We start from the raw sequence: 14,177 nt of genomic DNA on the forward strand, positions 1-14,177 counted from the left end.
TTACATGGCCACTCTCAAAATCCCGGTAAGTGCCAACGACCATCGCCAGGGAAGTGCGCATGCCAAGGTCACCTTGGTGGAATTTGGCGACTATGAATGTCCCTATTGCGGTGAAGCTTATTGGATGGTCAAGAATCTGCAACAGCATTTTCGCGATGACTTGCTGTTTGTGTTCCGTAACTTCCCTCTGACCACCGCTCACCCCCATGCATTGGGTGCAGCGGTCACCGCTGAGTATGCCGGGAGTCGAGGATTCTTCTGGGAGGCCCACGACGAATTGTACGAAAATCAGGATCGATTGGGTCTGCCGCTGTATCGCGCCATCGTTCTCAAACACGGCCTTCCCAAGGAGGAATTCGATCTTGCAATGCAAGAGGATACTTACATTCCCAAAATACAAGCCGATTTCAATGGCGGTGTACGCAGCGGCGTGAATGGCACCCCAGCGTTTTACATTGACGGGCTTCGCTATGACGGAGTTCCAGAGTTCATCGGGATGAGTCAGATGATTGAACTTTTGTTAGTGCGTGGACGAAATCGCTAGAGAGCCAAATCGGCTTAACATCACCCACATCGGAGCCGAGGAAAAACCAACGTTAGCTTCCTTTTACATTAAAGAGGTGGACACGGAGCCGGCAACTAATGAAATCTTTGAAGTATTATGAAGAAAATCGACACGCCACATGGTTGGAGTTGTTTTTTGACCTGACTTTCGTTGTTACGATAGGCCAGGTTACGCACACTCTCGGACATGTTCATGACGGCCACTTTGAACATAAGCAATTATGGACATTCTTACTGCTTTTTGTACCGTTGTGGTGGATCTGGTCCAGTCACACGATTTACTCCAACAGGTTCGATACAGACAGTAATCTTCACCGTTTGGCAACATTATTCATAATGCTCCTGCTCATTGTGCTATCGGCACGGATTGGGGAAGACCTGGAAGTGAACTACCCGCTTATTATTGCCTGCTATTTTGGTATACGAGCGATCATCAGTGTTATGTACATTTCATCCATTAGTAAACTCGATTCTCGCGGCGAACTTTCCTCAAGGCTTGGTTTCGCCCTATTAGTTAGCGCAGTTATTAGTCTTTCATCCGTTATTTTTGACCCGCCCTTGCGTTATCTTGTTGCTTATATTGGGATTGTTCTTGATATTCTGTTTCCTGTGTTTTTCTGGACTAAACTAAAGCCGTTGCCAGCACACACGGAACATTTGGTTGAGCGCATAGGTCTACTCACCCTAATCTTATTGGGGGAGTCAATTATTAGCCTTTCCGGAGGCTTGTCTAACATTCAATGGGGTTATTATAATGTGATGGCGGCCATCACCGGATTTATCATGATTTGCAGTATCTGGTGGATCTATTTTGATAGTTTTTACTTATTGAACAAACATCAAAGCAGTATGAGTGGGCACGCCTTAATCTACTCGCACCTTTTTCTTTTTATGGGGCTGGCACTTCTGGCGAATTTGATTAGGCATGCGATCCTGAACGACATTGCGATACGCGATTTCCAGATTATGTCGATCACCGGCATGGCCTTGTTTTTCCTAGGTAAGCAATATGGCTATTTCATAGCCGTGAGTAGAATAAGGAAATACATACTACAAAACACGTTGATAGTGTTTTCTTTGGGCGGGTTAGTCGTGTTTTTACCCCGCGTCGAGTACATATTGGTCGGCCTGACAGCAACCATGATCTCTTATGTTTTTCTAAATTTCAGATATCGTTGAATCATTATTATCAGACCAGAGGGTGGGACCAAGTGAGCAAGCGGCTGACTTGCGGTTATATGCTGCCCACTACGTCGTTCTCACTGCCCGTTCGCTACTCGCCGCTACCCTTGGTCTATTTGGGTTTGTAATCCTGGTATCGTCGACCATAGTTAAGAGTCTCGGATACCCCTCTTAGCTATCGCGATCTGATAGCGCCAGCCGCATCGTAACAACAGGAGCCACATCATGGTCAAAGTAGCGTTGTTCGTTCGCCTGGAAGCAAAACCCGGGAAAGAAAAGGATGTAGAAAGCTTTCTTTTGGGTGGCCTTCCGTTAGTGGAGGAGGAGCCAGCCACTACAGCCTGGTTTGGAATCCGCTTGGGGCCGTCCACCTTTGGCATCTTTGACGCATTCCCGGATGATGCGGGCCGGCAGGCTCATCTTTCGGGCAAGGTCGCGGCGGCGCTTATGGCAAACGCTGCCGAGCTGTTTGCCGAACCGCCATCAATCGAGAAGGTTGACGTCCTTGCAGCCAAGCTGCCCGGTTAAGCAAATCCAACAGGAAGTTTCATTCAGTTCGGGGAGGCTCACGATGTCTTGTATGAAAATCAGGATCGCCTGGGCCTGCCGCTGTCCCGGGCGGTGATCAATTAAAACACTTGTATTGAAGATAAATGTCATGGCTAAAGTGCTGTGTCCAGGATTCATGCCATGCTTGCGCGTTCGGTATAAGTGAAAGGATATGCGCGCAAATCGTGTCCATGGACGGCGTGGAAGCCGCACAGAATCTGCAAGGCAATGTGCTCATCACGTGTTCAGGATGAGTAGGGTAGATTGTTTGCCGGGCACCGGTCGCTCATGGCGCGAAGATCTCCATCATTGATATAGAACCGTAGGTCATCCGCGCCGTGACACCTAATGGTTTCGTCAAGTGAGCATTCGTCGGCGTAGCAGTGACCGATGTTCAATGAGCTGCCTGACGCGGCTGCACTCCGAACTGCGCAACGATGTGCGTACCCAATTCCTCAATAACTTCCACCGCAGGGCGCTTGCCGTATTTGAGATTGAGAATGACGTGGTCCACGCCGATTTCCTCAAGCGACTCCAGCAAAAATCGTAGATGGTAACGTCCAAGTCTGAACCCCAAATGGATACGTGTGGGTGGCGTTGACGGATTCTCATCGAGATCGATGTACAGCGACTGAGTAAAGGGCTTATACACAGAACCACATTGTTTCGTGACCTCCAGTCGCCAATCTTCCACGACCAGCCGCTGCATGTTCGGAATGCGTGGATAGTTGATCCATCCGTTGCTCTCACGCGCGATCCAATCCAGTGACTGGCGACTGTTGCCGGTCACGAGCATTGGAATGAATTGGGTGGTAGGTTTCGGAATCAGGTCTGCGCCTTGCATTTCACCAGTGCTCCAGTGGATGGGCTCAAAACTGGTGCTGTGGGCACGGCGAATCACTTCGTAGTGTTCTCGAAAGATCTCTCCACGCCTTTCGGGATCGACGCCAAACGCCGAAAACTCCACTGGCCGATCTCCCGAAGCAACCCCCAGAATCAAGCGACCAGTGCTCAACTGATCGACGCTGGCTGACGCCTTGGCCGTGTGCAGGGGATGGTGCAGCGGGATGGCGATGGAGGCGGTGCCAAGTGCAATCTCCGAGGTATGGGCGGCCATATAACCCAGGTAAACCCAGGGGTCGAAGACTTGGCCGACATCGCCGAAGCCAGGGTCGCGAAGCGGCACGTCGCGAAACCAGAGCGCGCAGAAGCCCAGCGCCTCGGCTTTTTTAGCCAGTGTGACCTGGTTGAGCATGCTCGGAGTGTCCCCGTCGAACGCCTCCATGGGAAAGAATAATCCAAGGCTCAAATGCCCCTGAGTGAAGGTTCGGCTGAACCCTCGATGCTGCTGGTAAGGAATCGTGCTCGGCCGATACATACGGATTGACCTCATGACAGAACGTGAACAGCGCCCCCGTTTCCAGAGGTGCTGCGGCATCGGTCGCTTTTGAACGGCAGGTGGGGGTACTGGGTCTGGCTTTTACCCGTTGCGCCGTACTGCTGGTTGTGTGGACCGGACTCAGGGGGCAGTTGCTGGCGATAGGCGCGGGTTGGTCCGGGTAGGTGTTAAGCGGACGGTCAAAGGAAGTCAGATCTCTCGGCTCTATACCACCAGATGGGCAAGGCGTTCGAGGAATCATTCTATAAGCGTAGGCGGTTTTGCAGCTCTCCGCCATATTCTTACAATCGAGCCGCTGACGGGCGAAAGTCGCGTATCGAAGACAGTTATCGGTCGTTTCCTGCCATTCCAGAACGGCCGCTATTGGCCGGAAGCAGTCCTTCGTGGATGGCCGCTTCCAGCCAATGCCCCAAACCCCCAGCCCTCGACCTACGTAAGCCCAAAAAAGGCAAGTCACTCGCAAAAGCCCCGCCTGACACGGCGGGGCTTTTCCCTTCACTTCGGCGCAACCCAAGTCACGTCCGTAATCCCATACCTCTCCGCCCAAGGCCGCGTCGTTTTCTTCACCTGTTCATGGCCCACGCGCCCCACGCGACTCACGTGCGCGATGTCGGCATCGACCGCCGCCCAGTGCCAGGCTTCGGCGTTGTTCATCACTTCGGCACGCACCACAAAGGACTTCGGTTTGCCATGCAGCTGGTAGTGGATGGTGTAGATTTTTGCGGTACTCATGTTGCCTCCCTGTGTTGTTATAGATGGATACGGGAGTGTTCAAAAAGGTTCATTCAAAATGACAATCTGCGTGCTGGCGCGGCATAGTGTCGCCATCCCCTCGCGTCCAAGGATTGCGCCATGTCTTTGCTGACCCATAGCCGCCTCTATTTGCAACGCCTGGGCTATGACACGCCGCCCGCGCCGACCCTGCAAACCCTGCAAGCGCTGCAGTTGCGCCATGTGTGCACCTTTGCCTTCGAAAGCCTGTCGACCTTGATGCGCGTGCCGGTGCCTATCGACTTGCCCAGCGTCGAGCAAAAGGTGCTGTTGGACGGCCGGGGCGGTTATTGCTATGAGTTGAACCAGATGTTTTTGGCGCTGTTGCAGGCGCTCGGCTTCGATGCGCGCGGCATTACCGGGCGGGTGGTGATGGGTGGGCCGCCGGATGCGCACACGGCGCGTACCCATCGCTTGAGCCTGGTGACCCTGGACGGGGTGCGCTATATCAGTGATGTCGGTTTTGGCGGCATGGTACCCAGCAGCCCATTGCAGCTGGACACCGAAGCAGTGCAGGCCACGGCGCATGAGCCTTATCGCCTGACCTTCGACGGGCAGGGCAATTACACGCTGTGGGCACAGGTGGGGGAGGAGTGGCGTGGGTTGTATGTGTTCGACCTGCAAGCGCAGGCGGCCATCGACTATGAGATCGGCAACTGGTACGTCTCCACGCACCCGGATTCGCCCTTCGTGGGCCAGCTGAAAGTCGCACGCTTGGCGCCGGGCAAGCGCCATACCTTGAACAACGCCAACTACGCCGTGCATTTCCTGGATCGGCCGAGTGAAAAACACACCCTCGGCAGTGCCGATGAACTGTTGGAGTTGCTGACCGAGACCTTTGGCATTCGGGTACCTGTCGACACGACGCTGCGCCAAATGCTTGATGGCCTTGTAATGGCTAATTCGTGAGAATATTGATCTAGAGCCTTCGCTGAACCGTTTTACCTTCAAATCGGTGCAAATTAATTCGAACCTTTCGCGCGAGCAGGGGTTCGAAGCGGTTCCTGAATAATTTGCTCACCAGACAAGGAGATGTAAAACGATGTCCAAGCTATTCGGAAAATTCCTCAAGGGTTCCTCGCTGCTGGCGCTGGTCGCTGCGCCTGCCGCGGTGTTCGCCGCACCGTCCACTGACCCGATTTCTACCTTCGGGATCCTGGGCAGCTACAACGATTTCAAATTTGAAGGCGGCAGCGAGAGCGACAAGAGCCACATGCCCGAAGCCGGCCTGTTCTACAACTTCGGCAACAAGCTCACTGCCGAATCCGGCTTTATCTACCAGGCCGGTATCGAAGCCAAGTACGGCGAAAAGAGCGACAACAAACTCAAGGAAGGCCAGGCCGATCTGGACCTCGGCTGGCGTGCCGCGCTGGATGCGCGCAATTTTGTCGACGTGATCGTGGGCGGTGGCTACAGCTGGACGCGCTACGAGCCGGAGATCAATGACCTCGACGTGAAGCTCACCAACAAGTCGCCGTTCGCCAAGGCGGCCCTGGGCTACAACCACCAGTTCGATGATATGACCCTGCGTGTCGAAGCCGGCGCCCGTCGTACCATCGATGGCCGCACCAAGCTCAAGGTCGATGACTTTGGCAGCGACACCGTGGACCTCAAGGACCGCACCAACCCCTACGCTGAAGTCAGCCTGCTGATGAACCAGAAGGGTGACCTGCCGGTCGTCGCGGGCCTGTACTACACCCGCACCGAGTACAAGCTTGACGGTGACTCCGACGTGGCCGACAACACCAAGCTCAAGCGTGACGAGTACGGGTTCAAGGTCGGTATCGCCTTCTAAGCCCCTCGCCAGGACGTGGGCGGCCAACGCCCACGTTCAACTGTCCGCAACAGCCCCCCTTTGTGTCCGCCAAAACCCTCAACGCCGCCGTGCCGCTGCCTTAGTGTGGAAACCGCTTTCCACATCATAAGAAGAGAGGGTGGCCATGCCCCGCATCGCCTCGCTGTTGGTTGTATTCGGCCTGCTCACGGCCTGTGATGACAAACCCCGACACCCCCCCGAACGCGCCACTGCGGCGACTGCCATGCCCGCCGACCCGGCGCTGGCCCAGGTCTATGACAGCAGTTGCAAGCTGTGCCACGCCAACCCGGCGTCCGGTGCGCCGCTGACCGGTGACCGCGCGGCGTGGAGCCCGCGTATCGCCCAAGGCGTCGACACGCTGCTGGACCACAGCATCAACGGCTACAACGGCATGCCGCCGATGGGCCTGTGCATGCAGTGTTCCGAGGCACAGTTTGTGGCGCTGATCGGCTTTATGGCCGGTGTTCAAATCCAACAATAAGACGGGGTGGTGAATGGCGCTTTCACGGCGGCAACTCTTGCAGCGCGCCGGCATGGCCGGGGCTTTCATGGCGCTGGCCAGCAACCCGGTGCTGGCCCAATTGGCGCGGGCACCTCGCCTGATTCCGTGGCGCAACTGGTCGGGGGCGCAGACCTGTTTGCCATTGGCACGCCTGGCGCCGAAAGACCTGGACGAACTGGTGCAGGTGATTCGCCAGGCGCCGGGGCAGGTGCGGCCGGTCGGTTCGGCGCATTCCTTCAGCGCCCTGGTGCCGACTGATGGCACCTTGCTCTCACTGAGCTACTTCAATGGGCTGCTCGATCACGACCCGGCAACCTTGCAGGCCACCTTCGCCGCCGGCACGCCGATGTCGCGCATGGGCCCGGCGCTCAAGGCGGTGGGCCAAGCGCTGCCGAACATGGCGGATATCGATTACCAGACCCTGGCCGGGGCGATTTCCACCTCGACCCACGGCACCGGCGTAGGCTTCACCTCGTATTCCGGTTGCGTCACCGGGCTGCAATTGGTGACCGCCCAGGGTGACGTGCTGGACTGCGACGCCCAGCGCCATCCGGAGGTGTTCAGCGCCGCCCGCGTGTCCCTCGGCGCGCTGGGCGTAGCCACCCGCATTCGCTCGCAGAACCGCACGCCCTATCGCCTGCGCGAACGCCAGTGGATCGCCAAGACCGAAGAGCTGCTGGAAGACGTGGATAAAAACACGCGGGACAACCAGCACTGGGAAATGCTGGTGGTCACCCATTCCGACTACGCGATGTCGATTGCCCTCAATGAAACCAACGATCCAGCAACACCCCCCATCGACCCGGCGGAGGCGGGCGGCAATGCGTTCGTGACGATCATCGAGAAGCTCGACAAATACGCCAGCGACTTCCCCGGCACACGTCGCACCTTGCTCAACAGCCTGCGCTTTTTTGCCAGCTTCGAGGACCGCGTGGCCGAGTCCTTCGAGGTGTACGCCAACGTGCGCAATGTGCGTTTCAACGAGATGGAATATTCGGTGCCTGCCGAGCATGGGCCGGCGTGCCTGCGCGAGATCCTCAAGCTGATCAACGACAAGGACCTGCGCACCTGGTTTCCCATCGAGTACCGCTACGTCAAGGCCGATGACATTCCCCTGAGCATGTTCGAAGGCCGCGACAGTTGCTCGATCTCCGTGCACCAGCACTACGCCATGGACCATCACAACTTTTTCGCCGCCGTGGAGCCGATCTTCTGGAAATACGCCGGCCGCCCGCACTGGGGCAAATTGCACACCCTCAACGCGCGCACCCTGCAGCCGCTGTACCCGCGTTGGGACGAGTTCACCCGCGTGCGCCGTGAGTTGGACCCGAGTGGCAAATTCCTCAACGCGCACCTGTCATCCATCCTGGGAGTGGCCCGATGAACCGTCGACATTTTGTACTCGGCACAGGCGCCTTGCTGGCCGCCGGCGCCTGGTGGCTGCGCCCGAGTGACCGGGGCAGCCCCTACAACGATTACTTCCGCACCCTCAACGCCGAACTCAAGGCCCATGGGCCGATGCGCCCGGTGATGCTGATCGACCTGGATCGGCTGGATCACAACATTGATGTGGTCATGCAGTCGGTCAAGCGTGGCGGCAAACACCTGCGCCTGGTGGAGAAATCCCTGCCATCGCCAGGGCTGCTGGCCTACATCGCCAAGCGTGCGGGCACGCAGCGGCTGATGTCGTTTCACCAGCCGTTCCTGAACCATGATGCCCAGGTGTTCCCCGAGGCGGATATTTTGATGGGCAAGCCGCTGCCGGTGCGTTCGGCCGAGCTGTTTTATCAGACCCACAAGGGGCCGTTCGACCCGTCGCGGCAATTGCAGTGGTTGTTGGACACGCCCGAGCGCTTGCAGCACTACCTGGCGTTGGCCCAAGGCTTGGGCGTGCGGTTGCGCGTCAACATCGAGCTGGATGTGGGGCTGCATCGAGGCGGTGTCAGTGATAACGCGGTGCTTGGGCAGATGCTCACGCTGATCAGCGCCAACCCTCGGCATTTGGTGTTTGCGGGGTTCATGGGCTATGACCCGTTCGTGGGGATGGGCGTGCCGGGCATTCTGGGTTCGCCCCAAACATTGTTCGAGCAGGTGATGCGGCGCTACACCGGCTATGTGGATTTTACTCGGCAGCACGTTGCAGGGGGGTGGGGGGAGGGGCTTACGTTGAATACGGCGGGGAGCCCGAGTTATCGGATTCACGAGCAGGAGCGGCTGAGCACGGAGGTGTCGGTGGGGACCGCGTTGCTCAAGCCCACCCATTATGATTTGCCTTCCTTGAGCGAGCATGTGCCAGCGGTGTTTATCGCCACGCCGGTGTTGAAAAGCACGGGGGCGGTGGATATTCCGGCGTTGGATGGCAAGTCGCGGGTGTTTTCGTGGTGGGATCCGAACCAGCGGGGGACTTACTTTATTTATGGAGGGAATTGGTTGGCGGAGTTCGAGTCGCCGGGTGGGTTAAAGAGCAATGAGTTGTATGGGCGTAGTTCTAATCAGGAGATGGTCAATGGGTCGCCGGCTGTGGGGTTGAACGTGGATGACCAGGTGTTTTTACGGCCGACGCAGAGTGAGTTTGTGTTGTTGCAGTTTGGGGATTTGCTGGGGGTACGGGGGGGTAAGGTTGTTGAGGTTTGGCCGGTTTATTCGTGACGATTGGCGCTCTATCCGTTGCTGCGGTAACGGCTGGTAAGGGCGGAAGCCATAGCAGCCATCACCCGAATAACGGCTACACACCCCACCAGAAATTGCCCCCCACCCAATCCAAAATGAAGCTTTCATGACAAAAGTTCGGTAGCCCTTGGCCATTCCCGTCTCTCCTGTGTAACGCGCTTGAGCCCACCAGAAAGGTGGGCTTTTCAGCCGCAAGCAGGATGCCAGGAGTGGGGCGATGGGAACTATGGAACGTTACTCGAAAGTCGGCATGCAGGAGCTCGACCAGCGCCTGTCGAAGATCGTCGAAGCCGCGCGCAAGAAGCCGGTGTCGGTCTATCGCTACGGCGCACCCTGGGTCTGGATCGTCTCCCAGGACGACTGGCAGGGCACCCGCAAGGAAGTCTCCAGCTACATCCCGGCCAGCCATTCCCTGGTATTGCTGCGCCCGCAGATCGACGAAGTCCTCGACCAGCACCGTGACTGGCTCACCGCCGAACCCGCGATGTCGATCGCCCCACAGACCGTGCTGCAGATCCTGCTGCTGCAACTCCTGTATTCGGTACCCAGCGAGCAGCAACTGCATGAACAGCTCAACTACAACCTGCTGTTCCGCTGGTTCGTCGGCCTGGACCTCAACCAGAAGGTCTGGAGCATCCATGCATTGACCCGCGACATCGCCACGCTGCTCAACAACCCGCGTGCGGTGCAACTCATCCAGAAAATCATCGGTGACGTGTTTTGTGGCGCCTTGCTGCACATGCCGGAGTTCTCGCTGAACTTCGCCCTGTTGCACACCTGGCTGGCACGCCACGGCAGCACGTCGATCACCAGCAATTGAGCCAGCCGCACGCCGGGCAATCGGCGGCGGCGCAAAAAATCAGACAGTCAGGGGGCGGTGTGGAGCATCTGTTCAAATTAACGCTGGCGCTGTGTTGCGTGACGCTGGGGAGCCTGGCGCAACCGGTGTTGGCCGAGGAAGACGCGGCGGCGCGCAAGGTCGATGTCAATGAGTACTTCGTGCGCGGCAACACCGTGCTCGATGCGGCGACGATCGAGGAAGCGGTGTATCCGTTCCTGGGGCCGCAAAAGACCCTGGGCGATATCGAAGGCGCCCGCGATGCGCTGCAGAAGATCTACCAGTCGCGTGGCTACCAGTCGGTGTTTGTCGAGCTGCCGGAGCAGAAGGTCGATGACGGTATCGTCTACCTGCAGGTCAGCGAAACCAAGGTCGGCCGCGTGCGCGTGGTCGGTGCCAAGCACTATTCGCCAGTGGAAATCCGCGAGCAGGTGCCGGCCCTGGAGGAGGGCGCGGTGCCGGACTTTGCCACGGTGCAGACCCAATTGGCCGGTCTCAACCGGGGGGCAGGGCGCCAGGTCACGCCGCTGGTTCGCGAGGGCCAGCGCCCGGGCACCATGGATGTGGACCTGCAGGTGGAAGACCAGAACCCCTGGCACGCCAGCCTTGGCCTGAACAACGACTACAGCGCCGACACCGAAAAACTGCGCTCGGTGGCGACCCTGGGCTATGACAACCTCTGGCAACTGGGCCACAGCATTTCCCTGACCTTTTTCACTGCGCCCCAGGACACCGAGAATGCCAAGGTCTGGTCCGGTTCCTACACGGCGCCGCTGAACGAGCGTTGGACCTTGCAGTTCTCGGGTTACCAGTCCGACAGCAACATCGCCACCATCGGCGGCAGCAATGTGTTGGGCAAGGGCCATTCCTACGGGGTGTCGGCCATCTACAACCTGCCGGCGGCGGGCAACTGGGCCAACTCATTCTCGTTCGGCGTCGACTTCAAGGACTTCGACGAGCAGATGAAATTCGGCGCCAGCAGCGACCAGGTGCCGCTCAAATACGCGCCGTTCACCTTGGGCTACAACGGCTTTCGCTACACCGAACAGTCGCAATTGGGCCTGGGCCTGAACCTGGTGGTGGGCACCCGCGCGTTCTTCGGCTACGGCAGTGACGCCGAGGAATTCGAGTACAAGCGCTACAAGGCCAGCGCCAGTTTTGCCGTGCTCAAGGGCGACCTGAATTACACCTATACCTTCGCCAACGATTGGCAGTCGGCGACCAAGGGCGGTTTCCAGCTCGCCTCTGGCCCCCTGGTTTCCAACGAGCAGTATTCCGCCGGTGGCGCCACGTCGGTGCGCGGTTACCTGGCAGCCGAGCGCACCGGGGACGAGGGGTATTTGCTCTCCCAGGAATTGCGCACACCGTCCCTGGCCAAGTTCCTTGGCAGCTATGTGCAGGAGTGGCGTTTCTATGCGTTCGCCGAAGGTGCGCGCATGCGCCTGCACGATCCGCTGCCCGAGCAAGAAGACGAATACAGCCTGGCCAGTGTTGGCCTGGGCACCCGCGCCAGTTTGAGCAAATGGTTGTCCGGCAGCCTGGATTGGGGCTACCCGCTGCTCGATGGACCGAACACCCAGAAACAGGACTCGCGGCTGCACTTCAGTGTGCAGGCGACTTTCTGACTTTTTCTTCCGGAGACTTCACCCATGCAACGCCTATTCCTGAGCCTGTTGATCTGCCTGGGCTTCGCGCTCCCGGCCACTGCCCATGCCTGGTGGCAGGACGACTGGCACTACCGCAAACAGATTTCGGTGGACACCACCGCCCAAGGCGCCGCGATCAACCAGGCCCTGGGCCGCACCGCGCTGCTGGTGCGCCTGCACACCGGCAACTTCACTTTTGACGGGGTCAAGGAGGACGGCGCCGACCTGCGCTTTGTGAGTGCCGACGACAAGACCGTGTTCAACCACCAGATCGAAAGCTTCGACCCGCTGATGGGCATGGCGCTGATCTGGGTCGATGTGCCCAAGGTTGAAGGCGGCCAGCGCCAGGACCTGTGGATGTACTACGGCAACCAGAAGGCCCCGGCCACCGCCAACGGCCAGCTGACGTTCGACCCGAACTACACCGCGCTCTACCATTTTGACGGCGCCAATGGCACGCCGGCCCGGGACACCACGGCCTATGCCAACACGGCGTTGAACGCCACCGGCGCAGCCATCGATGGCGTGATCGGCCGTGCCTTGCAGTTCAGTGGCCAACCGCTGATGTTGCCGGCCAGCCCCTCGCTGCAACACGCGGCAGGCGCTGCGTTCACCTTCAGCGCCTGGTTGCGCCTGGACCAGGCCAGTGGCGAGCAAGTCGTCCTGGCGCGCCGGGATGGCCCCCATAGCCTGCTGCTGGGCTTGAACCAGGGCATGCCGTTTGTAGAGATCGACGGTCAGCGCGCGGTGTCGACCCAACCGCTGAACCCCGGCCAATGGCAGCACCTGGCGTTCACTGCCGAGGGTGACAAGGTCACGCTGTATGTGAATGGCCGTGAAACCGCGACCCTGGCGGTCGCCTTGCCGGCGTTCAATTCCCAGCTGGCCCTCGGCGCCGACTTGCCGGAAGCCGGCAGCACGCGCCAGCCATTCGCAGGGGCCATTGATGAGCTGCGCCTGTCCAAGGTGGCGCGCCCGGCTGCTCTGTTACTGGCCGATGCCAGCGCCCAGGGCGCCGAGTCGAAACTGGTGGCCTACGGGGTGGACGAAGAACAGTCCGGCTTTGGTTTCGGCAGCCTGGGCTTCCTGCTCAACGCCGTGCCGGTGGACGCCTGGGTGATCATCCTGGTGCTGGTGGCGATGATGTTCCAGTCGTGGGTCATCATGCTGCGCAAGAACCGCCAGGTCAGCCGGGTGAGCGGTGCCAACGAGATCTTCCGCGAGCACTTCGCGCAGATCGGCACGCGCCTGGAGATGTACGCCGACGACGCCCAGCTCGGCGAACGCCTGGCCCATTCTTCGCTGTGGCGCCTGTACCTGGTGGCGGTCAAGGAGATCCGTACCCGGCGTGCCCAGGGTGCCGACACCTCGTCGGTCTCGGCCGCCACCATCGAAGCCATCCGCTGTTCCATGGACGGTGTGCGCACCCGCGAAAACCAGGCGCTCAGCGCCAAGCTCTCGACCTTGTCCAACGCCATTGCCGGCGGCCCGTACATCGGCCTGCTCGGTACGGTGCTGGGGATCATGGTGGTGTTCCTCGGCACGGCGATGGCCGGTGACGTAAACATCAACGCCATCGCCCCCGGTATGGCGGCGGCGTTGCTGGCGACCGCCATGGGCCTGTTTGTCGCAATCCCGGCGCTGTTTGGCTACAACCGGTTGATCACGCGCAACAAGGAAGTCAGCGCGGACATGCGCGTGTTTGTCGACGAGTTCATCACCCGCCTGGCGGAGATGCACGGCGAGAGCCAATCCAGTGAAGCGGCGCACCGTCGTGACCATCACGCGGCTGTTCCGGCCTGAGGAGAATCGCCATGGCTTCCGTAAATGCCTCCCACGACGATGACGATGACGCGGCCGTCGACAGCATCAACATCACGCCCCTGGTGGACGTGCTCATGGTGGTGCTGGTGATGTTTATCCTCACCGCCACCGCCCAGGTGTCGGGCATCCAGATTCACCTGCCCAAGGCCAGTGCTTCGGTGTCGTTGTCGGAGGCCAAGACCAAGGCCATCTCGGTGAATGACGGCGGCCAGGTGTTCCTCGATGCCTACCCGGTGACCCTCGGCGACCTGGAAGAGCGCCTGCGCATCGAGAAAGCGCTGAACCCGGACTTCCCGGTGATCGTGCGCGGCGACGCGATGGTGCAGTACCAGAAGGTGATCGAAGTGCTTGACCTGCTGCGCCGGCTGGAGCTGTCCCAGGTCGGGCTGGTCACCGGCAAACCGAGCCAGGGCTGA

General features: G+C 59.1%; 14 protein-coding genes. 12 read left to right on the forward strand and 2 right to left on the reverse strand.

The window, feature by feature from the left end:
• The first annotated feature begins 4 nt into the window (after positions 1 to 4).
• The 3 genes from KHP07_RS16290 to KHP07_RS16300 all read left to right on the forward strand — a co-directional run bounded on the left by KHP07_RS16290 (position 5) and on the right by KHP07_RS16300 (position 2,274).
• Positions 5 to 544 carry a DsbA family protein gene (locus KHP07_RS16290; protein ID WP_214497511.1) on the forward strand — a complete coding sequence of 180 codons (540 nt, stop codon included), beginning with the start codon at positions 5 to 7 and terminating at the stop codon, positions 542 to 544.
• 98 nt (positions 545 to 642) lie between these two features.
• Positions 643 to 1,743, forward strand: coding sequence for a low temperature requirement protein A (locus KHP07_RS16295; protein WP_064493025.1), 1,101 nt, complete (start codon positions 643 to 645; stop codon positions 1,741 to 1,743).
• Between the two features lie 228 nt (positions 1,744 to 1,971).
• Positions 1,972 to 2,274, forward strand: a complete 303-nt coding sequence (locus tag KHP07_RS16300) for a putative quinol monooxygenase (protein ID WP_078047888.1) — start codon at positions 1,972 to 1,974, stop codon at positions 2,272 to 2,274.
• Positions 2,275 to 2,689: 415 nt separating this feature from the next.
• Here the strand turns inward: KHP07_RS16300 and KHP07_RS16305 are convergent, their stop codons facing one another.
• The gene (locus tag KHP07_RS16305) at positions 2,690 to 3,673 is read right to left on the reverse strand and encodes an LLM class oxidoreductase (protein ID WP_078047889.1); all 984 of its coding nucleotides are present in this window, start codon (positions 3,671 to 3,673) and stop codon (positions 2,690 to 2,692) included.
• Positions 3,674 to 4,189: 516 nt separating this feature from the next.
• Positions 4,190 to 4,426, reverse strand: a complete 237-nt coding sequence (locus tag KHP07_RS16310; protein ID WP_214497512.1) for a DUF6555 family protein — start codon at positions 4,424 to 4,426, stop codon at positions 4,190 to 4,192.
• 120 nt (positions 4,427 to 4,546) lie between these two features.
• Here KHP07_RS16310 and KHP07_RS16315 point away from each other — a divergent pair, with 120 nt between their 5' ends.
• From KHP07_RS16315 to KHP07_RS16355, 9 genes are all read left to right on the forward strand, one after another.
• On the forward strand, positions 4,547 to 5,374 hold the full coding sequence (locus KHP07_RS16315; protein WP_214497513.1) for an arylamine N-acetyltransferase family protein: 828 nt from the start codon (positions 4,547 to 4,549) through the stop codon (positions 5,372 to 5,374).
• 133 nt (positions 5,375 to 5,507) lie between these two features.
• Positions 5,508 to 6,260, forward strand: a complete 753-nt coding sequence (locus tag KHP07_RS16320) for an outer membrane beta-barrel protein (RefSeq protein WP_214497514.1) — start codon at positions 5,508 to 5,510, stop codon at positions 6,258 to 6,260.
• Between the two features lie 145 nt (positions 6,261 to 6,405).
• On the forward strand, positions 6,406 to 6,762 hold the full coding sequence (locus KHP07_RS16325; protein ID WP_214497515.1) for a c-type cytochrome: 357 nt from the start codon (positions 6,406 to 6,408) through the stop codon (positions 6,760 to 6,762).
• Between the two features lie 73 nt (positions 6,763 to 6,835).
• Positions 6,836 to 8,167 carry a D-arabinono-1,4-lactone oxidase gene (locus KHP07_RS16330; RefSeq protein WP_214497697.1) on the forward strand — a complete coding sequence of 444 codons (1,332 nt, stop codon included), beginning with the start codon at positions 6,836 to 6,838 and terminating at the stop codon, positions 8,165 to 8,167.
• Positions 8,168 to 8,223: 56 nt separating this feature from the next.
• Complete coding sequence (locus tag KHP07_RS16335) at positions 8,224 to 9,432, forward strand: DSD1 family PLP-dependent enzyme (RefSeq protein ID WP_214497698.1); 1,209 nt, start codon at positions 8,224 to 8,226, stop codon at positions 9,430 to 9,432.
• Positions 9,433 to 9,679: 247 nt separating this feature from the next.
• Positions 9,680 to 10,273, forward strand: a complete 594-nt coding sequence (locus KHP07_RS16340) for a transposase (RefSeq protein ID WP_100491041.1) — start codon at positions 9,680 to 9,682, stop codon at positions 10,271 to 10,273.
• 59 nt (positions 10,274 to 10,332) lie between these two features.
• Positions 10,333 to 11,916, forward strand: coding sequence for a ShlB/FhaC/HecB family hemolysin secretion/activation protein (locus KHP07_RS16345; RefSeq protein ID WP_100491040.1), 1,584 nt, complete (start codon positions 10,333 to 10,335; stop codon positions 11,914 to 11,916).
• A 24-nt stretch (positions 11,917 to 11,940) separates the two neighbouring features.
• Positions 11,941 to 13,740, forward strand: coding sequence for a DUF2341 domain-containing protein (locus tag KHP07_RS16350; protein ID WP_214497516.1), 1,800 nt, complete (start codon positions 11,941 to 11,943; stop codon positions 13,738 to 13,740).
• Positions 13,741 to 13,751: 11 nt separating this feature from the next.
• Complete coding sequence (locus tag KHP07_RS16355) at positions 13,752 to 14,177, forward strand: ExbD/TolR family protein (RefSeq protein WP_214497517.1); 426 nt, start codon at positions 13,752 to 13,754, stop codon at positions 14,175 to 14,177.

It is taken from the genome of Pseudomonas sp. VS40 (assembly GCF_018587885.1).
GTDB lineage: Bacteria > Pseudomonadota > Gammaproteobacteria > Pseudomonadales > Pseudomonadaceae > Aquipseudomonas > Aquipseudomonas pergaminensis.